At 61.3% G+C, this 18,604-nt stretch carries 12 protein-coding genes and 3 tRNA genes; 13 read left to right on the top strand and 2 right to left on the bottom strand.

What is annotated here, in order from left to right; genetic code table 11:
• Positions 1 to 36: 36 nt before the first annotated feature.
• The 4 genes from QD172_RS13200 to eno all read left to right on the top strand — a co-directional run bounded on the left by QD172_RS13200 (position 37) and on the right by eno (position 5,665).
• A complete protein-coding gene (locus QD172_RS13200) occupies positions 37 to 1,452 on the top strand; it encodes an FAD-dependent oxidoreductase (protein ID WP_084207840.1) in 1,416 nt (471 codons plus the stop codon).
• A 193-nt stretch (positions 1,453 to 1,645) separates the two neighbouring features.
• The gene (locus tag QD172_RS13195) at positions 1,646 to 3,286 is read left to right on the top strand and encodes a CTP synthase (protein ID WP_077377963.1); all 1,641 of its coding nucleotides are present in this window, start codon (positions 1,646 to 1,648) and stop codon (positions 3,284 to 3,286) included.
• Between the two features lie 135 nt (positions 3,287 to 3,421).
• Entirely contained in the window at positions 3,422 to 4,273 is an 852-nt protein-coding gene (gene kdsA / locus QD172_RS13190; RefSeq protein WP_077377966.1) for a 3-deoxy-8-phosphooctulonate synthase, read from the top strand.
• A gap of 102 nt (positions 4,274 to 4,375) precedes the next feature.
• The gene (gene eno / locus QD172_RS13185; RefSeq protein ID WP_077377968.1) at positions 4,376 to 5,665 is read left to right on the top strand and encodes a phosphopyruvate hydratase; all 1,290 of its coding nucleotides are present in this window, start codon (positions 4,376 to 4,378) and stop codon (positions 5,663 to 5,665) included.
• Between the two features lie 1,212 nt (positions 5,666 to 6,877).
• Here the strand turns inward: eno and fdxA are convergent.
• Both fdxA and mutS read right to left on the bottom strand, forming a co-directional pair.
• The gene (fdxA, locus tag QD172_RS13180) at positions 6,878 to 7,201 is read right to left on the bottom strand and encodes a ferredoxin FdxA (protein ID WP_077377971.1); all 324 of its coding nucleotides are present in this window, start codon (positions 7,199 to 7,201) and stop codon (positions 6,878 to 6,880) included.
• A gap of 252 nt (positions 7,202 to 7,453) precedes the next feature.
• Entirely contained in the window at positions 7,454 to 10,033 is a 2,580-nt protein-coding gene (gene mutS, locus QD172_RS13175; protein WP_084209581.1) for a DNA mismatch repair protein MutS, read from the bottom strand.
• A 168-nt stretch (positions 10,034 to 10,201) separates the two neighbouring features.
• Between mutS and QD172_RS13170 the strand changes: the two genes are divergently transcribed.
• The 9 genes from QD172_RS13170 (at position 10,202) to QD172_RS13130 (ending at position 18,417) form a co-directional block, all read left to right on the top strand.
• A complete protein-coding gene (locus QD172_RS13170; protein ID WP_279855980.1) occupies positions 10,202 to 10,723 on the top strand; it encodes a CinA family protein in 522 nt (173 codons plus the stop codon).
• 231 nt (positions 10,724 to 10,954) lie between these two features.
• Positions 10,955 to 12,016 carry a recombinase RecA gene (gene recA / locus QD172_RS13165; protein WP_077377977.1) on the top strand — a complete coding sequence of 354 codons (1,062 nt, stop codon included), beginning with the start codon at positions 10,955 to 10,957 and terminating at the stop codon, positions 12,014 to 12,016.
• A gap of 147 nt (positions 12,017 to 12,163) precedes the next feature.
• A complete protein-coding gene (locus QD172_RS13160) occupies positions 12,164 to 12,802 on the top strand; it encodes a regulatory protein RecX (protein ID WP_255303222.1) in 639 nt (212 codons plus the stop codon).
• A gap of 248 nt (positions 12,803 to 13,050) precedes the next feature.
• A complete protein-coding gene (gene alaS / locus QD172_RS13155) occupies positions 13,051 to 15,654 on the top strand; it encodes an alanine--tRNA ligase (protein ID WP_279855978.1) in 2,604 nt (867 codons plus the stop codon).
• A gap of 109 nt (positions 15,655 to 15,763) precedes the next feature.
• Positions 15,764 to 17,011 (top strand): aspartate kinase, encoded by a 1,248-nt coding sequence (locus tag QD172_RS13150; protein ID WP_077377982.1) that lies wholly within the window; start codon positions 15,764 to 15,766, stop codon positions 17,009 to 17,011.
• A gap of 362 nt (positions 17,012 to 17,373) precedes the next feature.
• Positions 17,374 to 17,565, top strand: a complete 192-nt coding sequence (gene csrA / locus QD172_RS13145) for a carbon storage regulator CsrA (protein WP_043332937.1) — start codon at positions 17,374 to 17,376, stop codon at positions 17,563 to 17,565.
• Between the two features lie 490 nt (positions 17,566 to 18,055).
• Positions 18,056 to 18,148: transfer RNA gene (locus tag QD172_RS13140), tRNA-Ser, on the top strand.
• Positions 18,149 to 18,170: 22 nt separating this feature from the next.
• A tRNA-Arg gene (locus QD172_RS13135) sits at positions 18,171 to 18,247 on the top strand.
• Between the two features lie 93 nt (positions 18,248 to 18,340).
• A tRNA-Arg gene (locus tag QD172_RS13130) sits at positions 18,341 to 18,417 on the top strand.
• The last annotated feature ends 187 nt before the right edge of the window (positions 18,418 to 18,604 follow it).

The raw sequence follows: 18,604 nt of genomic DNA, 5'->3' as shown, positions 1-18,604 counted from the left end.
CCGCGACGGTGCCCGGATTTTGAGAGAGGATTCATCATGGCCAATCAGCTCGCCAACGACTTCCAGTTCATCGATGTGGGTCGTCAGGACCCGCAGAAGAAAGATGCTCGCGTGCGTGCCCGCGAGTTCAACGAGATATACGCCGAGTTCAAGCCGGTGGAAGCGGCCAGTCAGGCGCATCGCTGCCTGGGTTGCGGCAACCCCTACTGCGAGTGGAAGTGTCCGGTACACAACTACATCCCCAACTGGCTGAAGCTGGTCTCCGAGGGCAACATCCTCGAGGCTGCGGAGCTTTCGCACCAGACCAACTCGCTGCCCGAAGTCTGTGGGCGCGTCTGCCCGCAGGATCGTCTCTGTGAAGGCGACTGCACCCTGAATGATGGCTTCGGTGCCGTCACCATCGGTTCGGTCGAGAAGTACATCACCGACACCGCCTTCGCGATGGGTTGGCGCCCCGACATGTCCAAGGTCAGCTGGACGGACAAGCGCGTCGCCATCATCGGTGCCGGCCCGGCGGGTCTGGGTGCCGCCGATATCCTGGTGCGCAACGGTGTGCGTCCGGTGATCTATGATCGCCATCCGGAGATCGGTGGGTTGCTGACCTTCGGTATCCCGGAGTTCAAGCTCGAGAAGGGCGTGATGACGCGCCGCCGCGAGATCTTCGAAGAGATGGGCATGGAGTTCCGTCTCAATGTCGAGGTCGGTCGTGACATCGGCTTCGATGCCCTGCTCGAGGAATACGATGCCGTCTTCCTGGGCATGGGCACCTACAACGCCATGAGCGGCGGTTTCCCGGGCGAGGATCTTCCGGGAGTTCACAAGGCGCTCGACTTCCTGATCGCCAACGTCAATCACTGCCTGGGCTTCGAGAAGGACCCGGCCGATTACGTCTCGATGGAAGGCAAGAAGGTCGTGGTGCTCGGCGGTGGTGATACCGCGATGGACTGCAACCGCACCTCCATCCGTCAGGGCGCCGATACCGTGACCTGTGCCTACCGTCGCGACGAGGCCAACATGCCGGGCTCGCGTCGTGAGGTGACCAATGCTCGTGAGGAAGGCGTCGACTTCCTGTTCAATCGCCAGCCGGTGGCGGTGGTCGGTGAGGGCAAGGTCGAGGGCGTCAAGGTCGTGCGTACCCGCATGGGTGAACCGGACGCCAACGGGCGCCAGCGCCCGGAAGTGGTGCCGGGTTCCGAAGAGATCCTGCCGGCGGATGCCGTCATCGTCGCCTTCGGCTTCCAGGCCAGTCCTGCACCGTGGTTCACCGATTTCGATATCGGGGTCGATGAGCGTGGGCGCATCGCGACCAGTGCCGAGCGACTCGCCTTCCAGACCACCAATCCCAAGGTGTTCGCCGGTGGTGACATGGTGCGCGGTTCCGATCTGGTGGTGACCGCCATTGATGAAGGTCGCCGGGCCGCAGAAGGGATTCTCGATTTCCTGGAAGTGTAAGGAGATCGCAGTATCACGTATCAGGCCCGCCACGGCGGGCCTGATACGTTGGGCGGGTGCCCGTGGCGGCGTCACCAAGGATGGATGGAGTGGCAATCAAATTGAGCCGGAGCAGCCTTTCCGCTAGACTGGCGACCCATCCTGATCCGTTCCCCCGGATCTCTCCTACAGCTCACGTTTTCGGCAGGTTTCCATGACACGATTTATCTTCGTGACGGGCGGCGTTGTGTCCTCGCTTGGCAAGGGCATCGCATCCGCTTCGCTGGCGGCTATTCTCGAGGCCCGTGGCCTCAAGGTCACCATTCTCAAGCTGGATCCGTACATCAACGTCGATCCGGGCACCATGAGCCCGTTCCAGCACGGCGAAGTCTTTGTCACTGAAGATGGCGCGGAAACCGATCTGGACCTCGGTCACTACGAGCGTTTCATCCGCTCGCGCATGACCCAGGGCAACAACTTCACCACCGGCCGTGTCTACGAGCACGTGCTGCGCAAGGAGCGCCGCGGCGACTACCTGGGTGGAACGGTTCAGGTCATCCCGCACATCACCGACGAGATCAAGCGTCGCGTGATCGCTGGCGGTGAAGGCTATGACGTCGCGCTGGTCGAGATCGGTGGCACCGTCGGTGACATCGAGTCCCTGCCATTCCTGGAGTCGATCCGTCAGTTGCGCGCCCAGCTGGGTAGCGAGCGTGCCATCTTCATGCACCTCACGCTGGTGCCGTACATCAAGACGGCTGGTGAGACCAAGACCAAGCCGACCCAGCACAGCGTCAAGGAGCTGCGCTCCATCGGTATCCAGCCGGATATCCTGATCTGCCGCAGCGAAGTCGAGATCGAGGAAAGCGAGCGTCGCAAGATCTCGCTGTTCACCAATGTCGAGGAACGTGCTGTCGTGTCGCTGCAGGATGCCGACACCATCTATCGTATCCCGCTGATGTTGCATGAAGCCGGTCTCGATGAGATTGTCTGCGACAAGCTGCGCCTGGAGGCCAAAGAGGCCGACATGTCCGAGTGGGTGTCGGTACTGGATGCCAAGCTCAACCCGCTCAAGACCATCAACATCGCGATGGTCGGCAAGTACATGGAGCTGCTGGACGCCTACAAGTCCCTGAACGAGGCACTGATTCATGCCGGTATCCAGGGGCGTGTGAAGGTCAACGTCGACTTCATCGATTCCGAAGAGATCGAGCGCAACGGTACCGATCGTCTAATCGGCAAGGACGCGGTGCTGGTGCCGGGCGGTTTCGGCGAGCGTGGTGTGGAAGGCAAGATCGCCACCGCACGCTTCGCACGTGAGAACAAGGTGCCGTATCTGGGTATCTGTCTGGGCATGCAGGTCGCGGTCATCGAGTTTGCCCGCAACGTGGCAGGCTGGACTGATGCGAACTCCACCGAGTTCACTCACGACACCCAGCACCCGGTGGTCGGTCTGATCACTGAATGGCTGACGCCGGAAGGCAAGATCGAGACCCGTGACGCGGCATCCGACCTGGGCGGCACCATGCGTCTGGGCGGTCAGGCCTGTCGTCTGCTCAACGGCTCCAAGGCGCATCAGGCCTATGGCAGCGATGAGATCGTCGAGCGTCACCGCCACCGCTATGAGGTCAACGACCAGTTCGTGCCGGCGCTGGAAGAGGCCGGTCTGATCTTCTCGGGCCGCAGCGTCGACAACTCGCTGGTCGAGATGGTCGAGCTGCCGGACCACCCGTGGTTCGTGGCGTGTCAGTTCCACCCGGAGTTCACTTCCACCCCGCGTGATGGTCACCCGCTGTTCTCCGGCTTCGTGAATGCGGCGCTCAATCACAAGGCGGCGCGGACTCGCGGCGAGTGATAGGGTGATCGCCGGGCGTCACGCCAGAGTGGCGCCCGTGGGTCTTTTCCGCGGCGGCTCATCAAGAATGTCCGGCAGGCAAGGGCATCGCGGCTGAGCCGCCGGTGGGCAACGTTTTTGATGGACGGTGCAGTGATGAGCAACGAACAACGCGTGATCGAATTTGCAGGCCTGCAAGTCGCCAATGATCGGCCGATGACGCTTTTCGGTGGCATGAACGTGCTGGAATCGCGTGAGCTGGCACTGGAGGTCGCCGAGCAATACGTCGAGGTGACATCGCGCCTCGGCATGCCGTACGTCTTCAAGGCCAGCTTCGACAAGGCCAATCGCAGCTCCATGCACTCCTATCGCGGGCCGGGGATGGAGAAGGGTCTCGAGATCCTCGCCGAGATCAAGTCGCGCTTTGGCGTGCCGATCATCACTGACGTCCACGAGCCTCATCAGGCAGCTGCCGTGGCCGAAGTGGCCGATGTCATCCAGCTGCCCGCCTTCCTGGCGCGCCAGACGGATCTGGTCGTGGCCATGGCGCGCACCGGTGCCGTCATCAACGTCAAGAAGCCGCAGTTCCTGGCCCCGCACGAAATGCGCCATATCGTCGCCAAGTGCGGTGAAGCGGGCAATGACCGGATTCTGCTGTGCGAGCGCGGCTCCAGCTTCGGCTACAACAATCTGGTGGTCGACATGCTCGGCATGGCCGAGATGAAGGATACGGGGCTGCCGGTGCTGTTCGATGTCACCCACTCGCTGCAACGCCCGGGTGGGCGGGCCGATTCTGCCGGTGGTCGTCGTGAGCAGGTCTTCGATCTGGCCCGTTCCGGCGTGGCGCTGGGGCTGGCAGGCCTGTTCCTCGAGGCACATCCGGACCCGGACAATGCCAAGTGTGACGGCCCCTGCGCATTGCCGCTGGATCAGCTCGAACCCTTCCTGCGCCAGCTGCAATCGCTGGATTCGCTGGTGAAGGGCTTTGCGCCGCTGGATATTCGCTGAACATGACTACTGGCCGTTCACTACCCTGTGAGCGGCCTTTTTACGCTATGGGCAAGATGCCCGTCGTGGTGTTTCAATCCCCCGTGTAGAGGACGACACAAGATGGCCAATATCGTCGAAATCCGCGCCCTTGAGGTGCTCGATTCCCGTGGTAACCCGACCGTACAGGCCGAGGTCGTGCTGGAAGGTGGACAACGTGCCAGCGCCTGCGCGCCTTCCGGTGCCTCCACCGGTTCGCGCGAAGCGCTGGAATTGCGTGATGGCGACAAGAGCCGTTATCTGGGCAAGGGTGTGCTGAAGGCAGTCGAAGCCGTCAATGGCCCGATCCGCGAGCGTCTCGTGGGCATGGATGCACTGGACCAGCGTGCGCTGGATGACGCCATGCTGGCGCTGGATGGCACCGAGAACAAGGAATCGCTGGGTGCCAATGCGATCCTCGCGGTCTCCCTGGCCGCAGCCAAGGCGGCCGCCCAGGCCAAGGGCATCGAGCTCTACGCTCACATCGCCGAGCTCTACGGTCAGCCGGGCAAGTACTCCATGCCGGTGCCGATGATGAACATCATCAATGGCGGCGAGCATGCCGACAACAATGTCGACATCCAGGAGTTCATGGTCCAGCCGGTCGGCGCGCCGACCTTCCGTGAAGCGCTGCGCACCGGCGCCGAGATCTTCCACGCGCTCAAGAAGGTCCTGCAGGGCCGCGATCTGAGCACTTCCGTGGGCGACGAAGGTGGTTTCGCACCGAACCTTGCCTCCAATGCCGAAGCGCTGGCGGTCATCAAGCAGGCGGTCAGCGATGCGGGCTACACGCTGGGCACTGACGTGACCCTGGCGCTGGATTGTGCCTCCTCCGAGTTCTACAAGGATGGCCAGTACAATCTGTCTGGTGAAGGCAAGAGCTTCGATGCACGTGGTTTCGTCGACTACCTGGCCGAGCTGGCGGACGAATACCCCATCGTGTCCATCGAAGACGGCATGGACGAGTCTGACTGGGAAGGCTGGAAACTGCTGACCGACAAGCTCGGCGACAAGGTGCAGCTGGTCGGTGATGACCTGTTCGTCACCAACACGCGCATCCTGAGCCGTGGTATCGATGAAGGCATCGGCAACTCCATCCTGATCAAGTTCAACCAGATCGGTTCACTGTCCGAGACCCTGGATGCGATCAAGATGGCGCAGGCCGCTGGCTTCACTGCGGTCATCTCCCACCGCAGTGGCGAGACCGAAGACACCACCATCGCCGACCTCGCCGTGGGTACCTGTGCCGGGCAGATCAAGACCGGTTCTCTGTGCCGCTCTGACCGTGTCGCCAAGTACAACCGCCTGCTGGTGATCGAGCAGCAGCTGGGCGATGTCGCCTACAATGGCCTGAAAGAGATCAAGGGCCAGTAAGTAGGCGACAGGCTTGTGGATGCCGTCTTGGTCGTCGGCATCCACAACGCTTCCACATGACGGGGTCGTACCTTCGGGTACGGCCCCGTCGTGCGTTACACGTGCTGTCCGCGCAGGTTGCGTCTCAAGTACGTGGACTTTCCCCATCTCTGCAGTCAGTTCATGTAAGCCTTTTCCTACAAGATATGCAGGACATAGAGGATAACTGCTGCACTCCGGATACGTGTTCAATCGTATGTTTTTCTATAGATAACTGTTTTACAACAGTTTTATCTAAAAGCTTCCTTGTTTGTCCCGATTCGTCTGAGCGGTTTGGCTAGTTGCCTGATGACGGCTTGCTGACCAGAATAGCGTCATGGAAGCGGGATGCGGCGGGACACCGCACCCTTGAGCAGGATGCTCTTGATGATCTTCCAGGGAGTACGTCGGGCAGGATGCCCGACTCGTCTGAACAGGATGTTCAGCGAACAGGAACAGTCAAGGATGACGGAAGCAGCAGCACTGCATGGCATCTTGCCCGAGGAGCGGGCAGGAATTGGCCAGGGACCACGGATGAATGGCCAGGTACAGGAAGTACCGGATCAGGAAGATCCATAGTGACGGTATCGTCATTGGCAGCGGACGCGCAATCATGACAGGGATGGTTGATGGGTCTCGACCCGATATGCAGTCAGGAAGCTCGCCTTCACAGGAGTGACGGATGACGGGACATCATCCGTGTCAGGCAGACGAGGCAATCAGCGGCAGAATCTCGACGGCAGGATGCCGAGGCAAGGATGTCAGATCACGGAACATCATGAGACTGTCAGCTGAGGCAGGTCAGGAGCGGCACGGGCAGGATGCCGGGCAATGCATCTGCGATGCAGTTGCATGAGCAGGACAGCAGGGCAGGCAATAAGCAGAAACGGGCATTGTGGTGGGACAGCTGCGCAAGCAGTGCCACAATGCCCCATGCGTGACGGTGCGCTCTGAATGGCAGGATGCCATGACGGGCAGGGACAGCACCCAGGAACACGATCCAGGACGGATCGACAGGGACACGCTTGGAGCGGGCGACCTTTCGGGGTTGCCCTTTTTTGTGCCTTTTTTCGGCCCCACCCGCCGGGATGGCTGACCATGAGCGCTCAAGACGAAGACGGCAGCCACCCCTGAGGGAGTGGCTGCCGTCTTGATGAGAACCTGGTGCTTGCCCGGTCAGGTCGGGCAGGGCATTTACTGCTCCAGGTATTCGAGCTTGCCTTCGACACCATCCCACTTCTCAGCGTCTTCCATGGCGTCCTTCTTCTCGCTGATGTTCGGCCACACTTCGGCCAGATCGGCATTCAGCTCGATGAATTCCTTCTGATTCTCCGGCACTTCGTCCTCGGAGAAGATGGCTTCCGCGGGACACTCCGGCTCGCACAGAGCGCAGTCGATGCACTCGTCCGGGTTGATGACCAGGAAGTTGGGGCCTTCATAGAAGCAATCGACCGGGCAGACCTCCACGCAGTCAGTGTATTTGCAGCGGATGCAGTTCTCGGTGACGATGAATGCCATCTGGGTCTCCTGACGCGGGTCGGCGTCTCTCGTAGGTCGTGGTCCAGCGCCACTCTGTGCCGTCTGAGCGGCATCTTGAGTTTCAGGTTATAAGCGGCGCGAGTGTTATAAGGCGTTATTCTAGTGGCGCTCTGCCGCCCTCGCAATCAGCGTGGGCGGATCGTTTTGGAATGGTGCTATGCCCATCGCGCACTGTCGAGTGTCGGCAGGCGCATGGTGTCATGCGACTTGTCAGTCGACTCACTCCGCCGCTTACTGGATCTTGCGCCATTCATAGATGAGTTCCAGTGCCCGCTTGGGGCTCAGGTCATCCGGGTCCAGCTGGGTCAAGGCTTCGACGATCGGGTGAGGCGGTGCCGCGAAGAGATCATTCTGCTGCGGTACTGGCTGGCCGAGTGCATCTTCACGGGCAACCTGCGGACGATCGACCTCCTGCTGCTCGAGACTGGTCAATTTCTCACGTGCACGCAGGATGACGTTCTGCGGGACCCCGGCCAGCTGGGCAACCTGCAGGCCATAACTCTGGCTTGCCGGCCCCTCCTCGACACGGTGCATGAAGACGATGCCATCGCCATGCTCTGCGGCGGTCAGGTGAACGTTGGCCACGCCATCGACGTGCTCGGGGAGTGCCGTCATCTCGAAATAATGGGTCGCGAACAGCGTGAAGGCGCGCGTGCGGGCCAGGTGCTCGGCGCTTGCCCAGGCCAATGACAGGCCATCGAAGGTCGAGGTGCCGCGACCGATCTCATCCATCAGCACCAGACTCTCGTCGGTGGCGTTGTGCAGGATGCTGGCAGTCTCGGTCATCTCGACCATGAAGGTCGAGCGGCCACCGGCCAGGTCATCCGAGGAGCCGATACGCGTGAAGATGCGATCCAGCGGGCCGATGCAGGCGCGAGCGGCGGGTACGAAGCTGCCGGTATGCGCGAGCAGTGCGATCAGCGCAGTCTGACGCATGTAGGTGGATTTACCGCCCATGTTGGGGCCGGTGATCACCAGCATGCGGCGCGCATCGTCAAAGCGCACGTCGTTGGGCACGAAGGGGTGGTCGCTGACATGTTCCACCACCGGGTGGCGGCCGCCTTCGATGTCGATTCCCGGCGTGTCGCTGAGCTGTGGGCGGACGAAGTCCAGTGCGGCGGCGCGATCAGCGAAGGCGGTGAGCACATCCAGTGACGCCAGGGCGCGTGCCGTCTGCTGCAGGCCATCCAGTTCGGTATTCAGGTCATCCAGAAGGTGCTCATACAGCAGCTTCTCGCGGGCCAGCGACTTGGACTTGGCCGACAGCGCCTTGTCCTCGAATTCCTTGAGTTCCGGGATGATGAAGCGCTCGGCATTCTTGAGCGTCTGGCGGCGGATGTATTCCGGCGGAGCTTCCGCTGACTGGGAGCGCGGCAGCTCGATGAAGTAACCATGCACGCGGTTGTAGCCGACCTTGAGGTTGCTGATGCCGGTGCGCTCACGCTCACGAGTCTCGAGGGCCACCAGATACTGACCGGCGTTCTCGGAGAGGCCGCGATACTCGTCCAGCTCATCGTCGTAGCCATCGGCGATCACCCCGCCATCGCGCAGCACGACCGGCGGATTCTCGATCAGCGCTTCGCTGAGCATGGCCGAGAGGGCGGGGAACAGGCGGATGCCATCGCGCAGGTCATCGATGGCACTGCCTTTCTCGACGCTGGCGAGCACGGCACGCAGCTCTGGCAGTGTATTGAGGCCATCACGCAGGCGCGCCATGTCTCGCGGGCGGGCGCTGCGCAGTGCAACACGCGCCAGGATGCGCTCCACATCGCCGATCCGCTTGAGCAGGCCTTGCAGTTCGAAGGGGTAGTCACCCTCAATCAAGCGCTGCACTGCCGCCTGGCGCTGGCCGATCTGGGTCTGATCGCGCAGCGGGCGGTTGAGCCAGCGCTTGAGCAGGCGTGAGCCCATCGCGGTAGCAGTCACGTCCAATACGCTGGCCAGCGTGTTGTCGCTGCTGCCGCCAAGATTGGTGTCGATCTCGAGGTTGCGACGGCTGGCGGCATCGATCACGACCGAATCGTCGCGACTCTCGACGGCCAGCGCCGTCACGTGGGGCAGACCGGTGCGCTGCGTGTCACGCGCGTAGTCGAGCAGGGCACCAGCAGCGGTGACCGCGCAGGTCAGATGACTGCAACCGAAACCATTGAGGTCCTGAACGCCGAACTGATCGCAGAGCAGGCGCAACGCGGTCTCATGGTCGAAATGCCAGTCGCTCTGACGGGTCAGGCCCGGGCGTGAGGCAAGACTGCTTGGCAGTTCACGACTCTCGCCGACCATCAGCTCGGCGGGTGACAGACGCTGGATCTCGGCCAGCAGTTCTTCATCGCCATTGACTTCCAGTACGCTGAAGCGTCCTGAGGAAAGCTCCAGTGCCGCCAGGCCCCAGGTCTCACCGTCTCGATGCAGCGCCACCAGCAGATTGTCACGGCTGGCATCCAGAAGCGCCTCGTCATGCAGGGTGCCCGGTGTGACGATGCGCACCACCTTGCGCTCGACGGGGCCCTTGGTGGTCGCGGGATCGCCGATCTGCTCGCAGATGGCCACGGATTCGCCCATTTTCACCAGGCGTGCCAGGTAACCCTCGGCGCTGTGATAAGGCACCCCTGCCATGGGAATGGGGGAGCCGCCGGAGCTGCCACGTGCCGTCAGGGTGATATCGAGCAGTTGCGCGGCTCGCTTGGCGTCCTCATGGAACAGCTCATAGAAGTCGCCCATGCGATAGAACAGCAGCACACCGGGGTGCTCGCGTTTGATCTTCATGTACTGCGCCATCATCGGCGTCATCTGGGGCGCGCTGTTCTTGGCCATGGCCATGGACTTCCTTGACTGCACTGCAATGGGAAAAAGACGCACATGCGAGAACACGGCATGCGGGATGCGCGATATTCTACGGACTGGCGCGGCCGGCTCCAATGCCTGTGATGCCTCCTGCTCGCTTCCCTTTTCCTCAGACCACTTCTAGAAAGGAGTTCGTTCATGGCCCGATTGACGGATACGACGTCCGAGGCACCGGATGCGAATGCACTGGCCGAGCAGCTGCAGGCGCTGGCATTGGCGCGCGGAGTCCAGATCACTGCTGCAGAGTCATGCACCGGGGGCGGCGTGAGTGCCGCGATCACGGCGATTTCCGGTAGCTCCGGCTATTTCGAGGCGGGCTATGTGACCTACTCGAATGCGGCCAAGCGGCGTCTGCTCGGCGTCAGCGAAGCATCGCTCGCGGACTTCGGGGCAGTCTCCGAGGCCGTCGTGCGCGAGATGGTCAGGGGAGCGTGTCGTGACAGCGGTGCCGAACTGGGGGTGGCAATCAGTGGGGTGGCGGGTCCGGGAGGCGGCAGTGAAGAAAAGCCCGTGGGGACGGTGTGGCTGGCATGGGGCAGTGAGGCGCGACAGCAGGCGCGGTGTTTCCACTTTCCGGGAGACCGGCAGGTCGTGCGCGACGCTGCCGTGAGGGTGGCATTGCAAGGCTTGATCGAATGCGTGGAAGCCTGGCAGGGCTGAACTGGTGAGGCTCGAGACGCATGCAACCCTCTGCGTTGAGACTGCTGCCTGAAAAAGCGCATCACCGGACTGGCAGAACGATGAAACATGCGGCATCATACTGTCCATGTATACAGGGTTTTGCCATGACAGCCCAGCCGCTAGGCTGACAGTCTCTGCATCACCCGAAGCTTGAGAATTTCCTATTTCAGGTGGTTGCCCATGCGGCGCCGCCGTTCGACAGGAGGCCACATGGCACAGGACGACAATCGTACCAAGGCGCTGAACGCGGCGCTGTCCCAGATCGAGCGCCAGTTCGGCAAGGGCGCCGTCATGCGCATGGGCGATGCCCCGCGTGTGGCCATCCCGTCGGTATCCACCGGGTCTCTGGGCCTGGATATCGCGCTCGGCATCGGTGGCCTGCCTTTCGGTCGAGTGGTCGAGATCTACGGTCCGGAATCCTCGGGCAAGACGACACTGACGCTCTCGGTCATCGCCCAGGCCCAGAAGCAGGGCAAGGTGTGTGCCTTCATCGATGCCGAGCACGCGCTGGATCCGTCCTACGCCGAGAAGCTCGGCGTCAATCTGGACGAGATGCTGGTCTCCCAGCCGGATACCGGTGAGCAGGCACTCGAGATCGTCGACATGCTGGTGCGTTCCGGTGGTGTCGACGTCATCATCGTCGATTCTGTGGCAGCCCTGACGCCGCGTGCCGAGATCGAGGGTGAGATGGGTGACTCCCACGTCGGCCTGCAGGCGCGTCTGATGTCCCAGGCGCTGCGCAAGGTGACGGGTCACATCAAGAATGCCAACTGCATGGTGGTGTTCATCAACCAGATCCGCATGAAGATCGGGGTGATGTTCGGTAGCCCGGAAACCACCACCGGTGGTAACGCGCTGAAGTTCTACTCGAGTGTCCGTCTCGACATCCGTCGTACCGGCTCCGTGAAGTCCGGCGATGAAGTCACCGGTAACGAGACTCGCGTCAAGGTCGTGAAGAACAAGGTCGCGCCGCCGTTCCGCCAGGCCGAGTTCCAGATTCTCTACGGCAAGGGCATCTACCACGCCGGTGAGGTCATTGATCTGGGCGTGCAGTGTGGTCTGGTCGGCAAGGCAGGTGCCTGGTACAGCTACCAGGGCAGCAAGATCGGTCAGGGCAAGGCCAACTCCGCCCAGTATCTGGAGGATAACCCCGCGATCATGGAAGAGATCGAGAGCCAGATTCGCGCCCAGCTGCTGGCTTCTCCGGAAACCAAGGAAGAGGCCAAGGAAGAAGTGGTCGCCGAAAATGAAGATGATCTGGATCTCGATTGAGACCTGCTCGAGAACGTGTTCATTGAGCGCTGATTTCAGCGCCTTTCAGTGATCTGCAGCGCCCGCCCCGTTTTCGGTGGCGGGCGCTGTGCGTTTTGCACCGGGGATTTCGCCATCTTGGGTGCCTCTCCAGAAAGGAGCGCCAACATGCACGATCAGGAAAGAGAGACCGTCGGGCCGGACTATCAGCCCCTCGATGTCGGCGCGATGACGCCGCAACGGCGTGCCCGCAATGACGCCATCGCACGTCTGGCACGCCGCGAGCACAGCCGTCGCGAGCTGCACGACTATCTCAAGGAGCGCGACTACCTGCAGACCGTCAGCGATGATGCGCTGGCGGAGCAGTCCGCGAGTGGCGAGGAGGGCGCCGAGACGCGCTTGAGTCGTGATGAGGTCGAGCTGCTGATCGAGGAAGTGCTGGAGCGTCTGGTCGAGGAAGGCCTGCAATCCGATGAGCGCTTCGCCGCCAGCTTCCTGCGGACACGGGTGCTGAGGGGGCAGGGCCCCAGGCGTATCCAGCAGGAGTTGCGCCAGCGTGGCATCGACAACGAGACGTCAGGTGCCGTGATGCGTGCTGCCTGTGATCCGGTGCCTGATGCCTTTGGACATGTTGATGCGGTGGACTTCTTCGAGCTGGCGCGCGAGACGTTGGCAAGGCGCTTTTCCTCAGCGGGCGAGGGTCACAAGGAGCGTGCGCGCCGAGAGCGCTTCCTGCTCCAGCGCGGCTTCGACTACGAGCAGTTGCGCTACGCCATGGAGTCCGCCTGGACGGAAGACGAGGCGTGAGGCCAGCCATTGCCCGGGCAATGGCTCGGAACGCGCAAACCGGTCACTCAAGCCATTTCCCCCCCTTTAGCTTGCGCGAACAGGCGTTATACTAGGTCGTCTTGCGACGGCACGGGGCAGGCGCCTTCTTTCATGCTTTTCATTGCACCTCCATGCATTCCCACATGGATGAATATGCAGAAACCATGCGGAAGTCATGCAGAAGAAGACCCCCGGAGCGTCTTTACGCACATCGCTACGGAACATCTATGAAAAGCGCAGAAATCAGAAACGCCTTCCTGACCTATTTCGAGAAGCAGGGGCATACCATCGTTCCCACCAGTTCTCTGGTGCCGAACAACGACCCGACCCTGCTGTTCACCAACGCCGGCATGGTGCCCTTCAAGGATGTCTTCCTGGGCCGTGATCCGCGTGGCTACAGCCGTGCCACCTCCGCACAGCGCTGCGTGCGCGCCGGCGGCAAGCACAATGACCTGGACAACGTCGGTTACACCGCACGTCACCACACTTTCTTCGAGATGCTGGGCAACTTCAGCTTCGGTGACTACTTCAAGCGCGAAGCCATCCAGTTCGCCTGGAAGTTCCTGACCGAAGAGCTGGGCCTGCCGAAGGAGAAGCTGTGGGTCACCGTGCACGTCAGCGATGACGAAGCCCGTGACATCTGGTTCAACGAGGTCGGCATCGATCAGAACCGCTTCTCGCGTCTCGACGAGGACAATTTCTGGCAGATGGGCGACACCGGCCCCTGTGGCCCGTCTTCCGAGATCTTCTATGATCACGGTGAAGACGTCGCCGGTGGCCCGCCGGGCAGCCCGGACGAAGATGGCGATCGCTACATCGAGATCTGGAACCTGGTCTTCATGCAGTTCGATCGTGATGCCGAAGGCACGCTGAACCCGCTGCCCAAGCCGTCCATCGATACCGGCATGGGGCTGGAGCGCGTCGCGGCCGTGATGCAGGGCGTGCACTCCAACTACGAGATCGACCTGTTCCAGAATCTGCTGGCGGCGGCGGCCGAGATCATCGGTCACGACAACATCACCACTCCCTCGCTGCGCGTGGTGGCGGATCACATCCGTTCGTGTGCCTTCCTGATCGCCGATGGCGTGCTGCCGTCCAACGAAGGGCGTGGCTACGTGCTGCGCCGCATCATTCGCCGTGCCGTGCGTCATGGTCACAAGCTGGGCGCGCGCGGCAGCTTCTTCTACAAGCTGGTCGCGGCGCTGGATGCCGAGATGGGCGATGCCTATCCGGAACTGCGCTCTGCGCGTGAGCAGATCGAGCGTGTGCTGCTCAAGGAAGAGGAGCAGTTCGCGCGTACGCTGGAGCACGGCATGAAGCTGCTCGAGGAGGCCATCGCCGAGCTGGATGGCAATACCCTCGACGGCGAAACCATCTTCAAGCTCTACGATACCTACGGCTTCCCCTACGACCTGACCGCCGACATCTGCCGCGAGCGCGAACTGATCCTCGATGAGGCCGGTTTCGAGGCCGCGCTGGAAGCTCAGCGTGAGCGTGCACGTGCTGCCAGCAATTTCGGGGGCGACTATTCCGCCAACCTGACGCTGGAAGGCGAGACGCAATTCACCGGCTATGATCACCTCGAGGGTGAGGCGACCGTCACCGCGCTGTTCGACAGCGAAGGCAATGCGCTCGAGCGTCTCGAGGCCGATACCAAGGGCATCGTGGTACTCGATACCACGCCGTTCTATGGCGAGTCCGGTGGTCAGGCGGGCGATACCGGTTATCTGCATCTGGAGGGCGGCCGTTTCCAGGTCAGCGATACCCAGAAGCAGGCCGGACATCATCTGCATCACGGTGTGCTGATCGAAGGTTCGCTCGCGGTGGGCGACGCGGTGCGTCCGCAGGTCGATGCAGATCTGCGTGCTGCCTCCGTGCGCAACCACTCCGCCACGCACCTGCTGCATGAAGCGCTGCGCCAGGTGCTGGGTGAGCACGTCCAGCAGAAGGGCTCGCTGGTCACGGCCGAGCGCCTGCGCTTCGACTTCAGTCACTTTGAGGCGATGACCGCAGAACAGCTCTCCGAAGTCGAGCGCATCGTCAATGTGCAGATTCTCGCCAACGCCGAGACCACCATCGAGTTCATGACTCTCGATGAAGCCAAGGCGCGCGGCGCGGCGGCACTCTTCGATGCCAAGTATGGTGAGCAGGTCCGCGTGCTGACCATCGGTCAGGATGCCTTCTCCATCGAGCTGTGTGGCGGGACTCACGTCAAGCGCAGTGGTGATATCGGTCAGATGCACATCATCGCCGAGACTGGCATCGCCTCCGGCGTGCGCCGCATCGAAGCCATCACTGGCCGTGCGGCACGTGATTTCCTGCTGGCGCAGGAAGCGACCCTGACTCGTCTGGGCGAGCGCCTCAAGGCCAAGCCGGAGCAGGTCGAGGAGCGTGTCACCAGTCTGCTTGAGCGCAACCGCGGTCTCGAGAAGGAGCTTGAGCGTCTGAAGGCCAAGCTGGCGTCCGCTTCTGCCAGTGACATGCTGAGCGACATCGCGGATGTCCAGGGGCTCAAGGTGCTGGCCAAGCAGGTCGAAGGCGTCTCCGGCAAGGAGTTGCGTGGCCTGATGGATGACCTGAAATCCAAGCTGGGTTCCGGCATTCTGGTGCTTGGCGTCGCGGATGGTGACAAGGTCAGCCTGATTGCAGGCGTCACCGATGATCTGACCTCGCGCATCAAGGCGGGTGATCTGGTGCGTCACGTGGCTGAGCAGGTCGGTGGCAAGGGCGGTGGTCGTGCTGACATGGCGCAGGCCGGTGGCAGTGATGCCGCATCGCTTCCCGGGGCACTGGCCGGCGTGCCAGCCTGGGTAGACGCCCAGCTGGGGTAAGAAGACAAGATGAAGGCCGGGCTTCTCGTGAGGAGACCCGGCCTCTTTTTGGGCCCGCATGAGTCTCATGTGGGGACAACGCAAACGGACACGGATAACGGAAACGCACATGGCGCTATACGTTCAGAAGTTCGGAGGCACTTCGGTCGGCTCGGTGGAGCGGATCAAGGCCGTCGCCGAGAAGGTCAAGCGATTCCGCGACGAAGGACATCAGGTTGTCGTGGTCGTCTCAGCCATGAGTGGCGAGACGAACCGACTGATCGGTCTCGCCAGCGAGATCAACGATGACCCGACGCCGCGCGAAATGGACATGCTGGTCTCTACCGGTGAGCAGGTGACCATCTCCCTGCTGGCCATGGCACTGCAGAAGATCGGTGTCGACGCGACCTCCTATACCGGCGCTCAGGTAGGCATTCGTACCGATAGCGCGCACACCAAGGCGCGTATCCAGCGCATCGACACCGATGACCTGCGCGAAGACCTCGATGCTGGCAAGGTCGTGGTGGTCGCTGGCTTCCAGGGGGTCGATGATGAAGGCAATATCACGACACTGGGGCGCGGTGGCTCGGACACCACCGGCGTCGCCCTGGCGGCAGCCCTCAAGGCGGACGAGTGTCAGATCTATACCGATGTCGATGGTGTCTACACCACTGATCCACGTGTGTGCTCCAAGGCACGTCGTCTGGAAACGGTGACCGTCGAGGAAATGCTGGAAATGGCGAGCCTTGGCTCCAAGATCCTGCAGATCCGTTCGGTGGAATTCGCCGGCAAGTACAATGTTCCCCTGCGTGTGCTGTCTTCCTTCGAGGATGGCCCGGGTACCCTGATCGTCGCTGAGGAAGAAGACAACATGGAAGAACCGCTGATCTCCGGCATTGCCTTCAATGTCAACGAAGCCAAGCTGACCCTGCTCAACACGCCGGACATTCCGGGTGTCGCCTCCAAGATTCTGGGCCCGATCGCCGATTCCAACATCGAGATCGACATGATCGTCCAGAACGTCTCCCCGGACGGCAATACGACCGACTTCTCCTTCACGGTGGCCAAGAGCGACTTCAAGGCGACCCAGCGTATCCTCAACGAGACGGTCATTCCGTCCGTCGGCGGCGGTGAGCTCAGAGGCGATGACAATATCGCCAAGGTCTCGCTGGTCGGTGTCGGCATGCGTTCCCATGCCGGTGTCGCCTCCAAGATGTTCCGCGTGCTGGCGGAAGAGGGCATCAACATCCGCATGGTGTCCACGTCCGAGATCAAGATCTCCGTTCTGATCGACGAGAAGTTCATGGAGCTGGCCGTGCGTGCACTGCACACCGCCTTCGGCCTGGATGCGGAAGCCGTCAGCGACGAGACTGCCTGATTTGCATTGAATGATCAGCACAATGGTGCTCAGATGAAGTGACTTGCCACCCGTGGGTGGCTCGTCCTTCCGCCAGGGACTGCACTGCATGGAAGTGAGGCCCGGCAAGGAGCGCCAGGGGCCCTGCCTCATGCACCCGATACATTGGCGATCGCACCTTCTGGGGGAGAGCCGGTGTGTCGGGTGCTTTCATTCAACGAGTCATTCAGTTGATATGAAGGGGTGATGTTGGCCGTCGGAGCATGCATGACGCATAATCTCCAGGCCTCATGCACCTCGGTGGCCGGCTCGTCCCTGCCGGTCGCTGACTTCGAATCCTGTTGCCGTCCCGGCTGTATGAATTACTGACAAGGAGATCAGTCATGCTCATCCTGACCCGTAGAGTAGGTGAAACGCTGATGATTGGTGATGACATCACCGTCACCGTGCTCGGTGTGAAGGGAAATCAGGTGCGAATCGGTGTCAACGCACCCAAGGACGTCGCCGTCCATCGTGAAGAGATCTATCAGCGTATCCAGCGCGAGAAGGAAGACAATGGTGATGCCATCGCCTGATGGCATGTCATGCCCACCAGATGGCTCCGGATACTCTCGAGAGCACCACACGAACGCCAACCACGCTGTCCACCTGGTTGGCGTTCGTGTTTCTGGGATATGGTCTGGGCGGTCTGGGCGTTGCCCGGTCCTGGCGGCCTGAGTGACTCGATCCGTTCAGGCTCAGATGCATGCGTCGGAGGCATCAGACAGAGCTGAATGGGCGGCTGAGCGTCAAGTCAGTGTTCCATAAGGAAAAAATTCACTTTTTTCCTGGAAAGGGGGAGACAGACGACTTCTTCTTGGGTATTATTCCCGCTCCCTCGAACGAGACGCGACGACAGGCTAGCCATCGTCATGTTCTGGTTCATGCGGGGAGATTGCTTGGGGGCGCGCAGCCTCGAGCCTGTTGTCGAATGGTGATGAGATGCTCTGCATCGAAGCCAAAAAATCGACACAGGGGCTAGACAAAGCCCAATCAAATGAGTAAGATATGCGCCGTACCTGATGAGGAGAGGTGGCCGAGTGGCTGAAGGCGCTCCCCTGCTAAGGGAGTATAGGGTTTATAGCCCTATCGAGGGTTCGAATCCCTCTCTCTCCGCCATTAGGTACAAATGCAGTAAGATGCGCCCTTAGCTCAGCTGGATAGAGTACCTGACTACGAATCAGGCGGTCGGAGGTTCGAATCCTCCAGGGCGCGCCACTGCAATGCAAGACGGTGTTGGAAAGACACAACACTCGCAAGTCAAGTCCTGAAGACATTTGAAATGCTCAGGCCACAGATTTCAAGGTTTATGCGCCCTTAGCTCAGCTGGATAGAGTACCTGACTACGAATCAGGCGGTCGGAGGTTCGAATCCTCCAGGGCGCGCCAATTGAAAAACCCGCTTCACTGAAGCGGGTTTTTCTTCGTCTGAAGAAAAGTCAGGCATCTGCGATCTCAGCCGGCATGGCCTCGATCCTTGCCTTCATGTCATGTCTGACAGTTCCCCGTTTTCCTTGACTGTGATGTCACGCCTTCAGGCGGACGATCGCTAGGGCGCCCTTTTCGCGAGGGGCGC

The organism is Cobetia sp. 10Alg 146, assembly GCF_029846385.1.
Classification (GTDB): domain Bacteria; phylum Pseudomonadota; class Gammaproteobacteria; order Pseudomonadales; family Halomonadaceae; genus Cobetia; species Cobetia marina.
The sequence above is the reverse complement of the archived record's forward strand: the minus strand, read 5'-3'. Positions and strand labels throughout refer to the sequence as shown.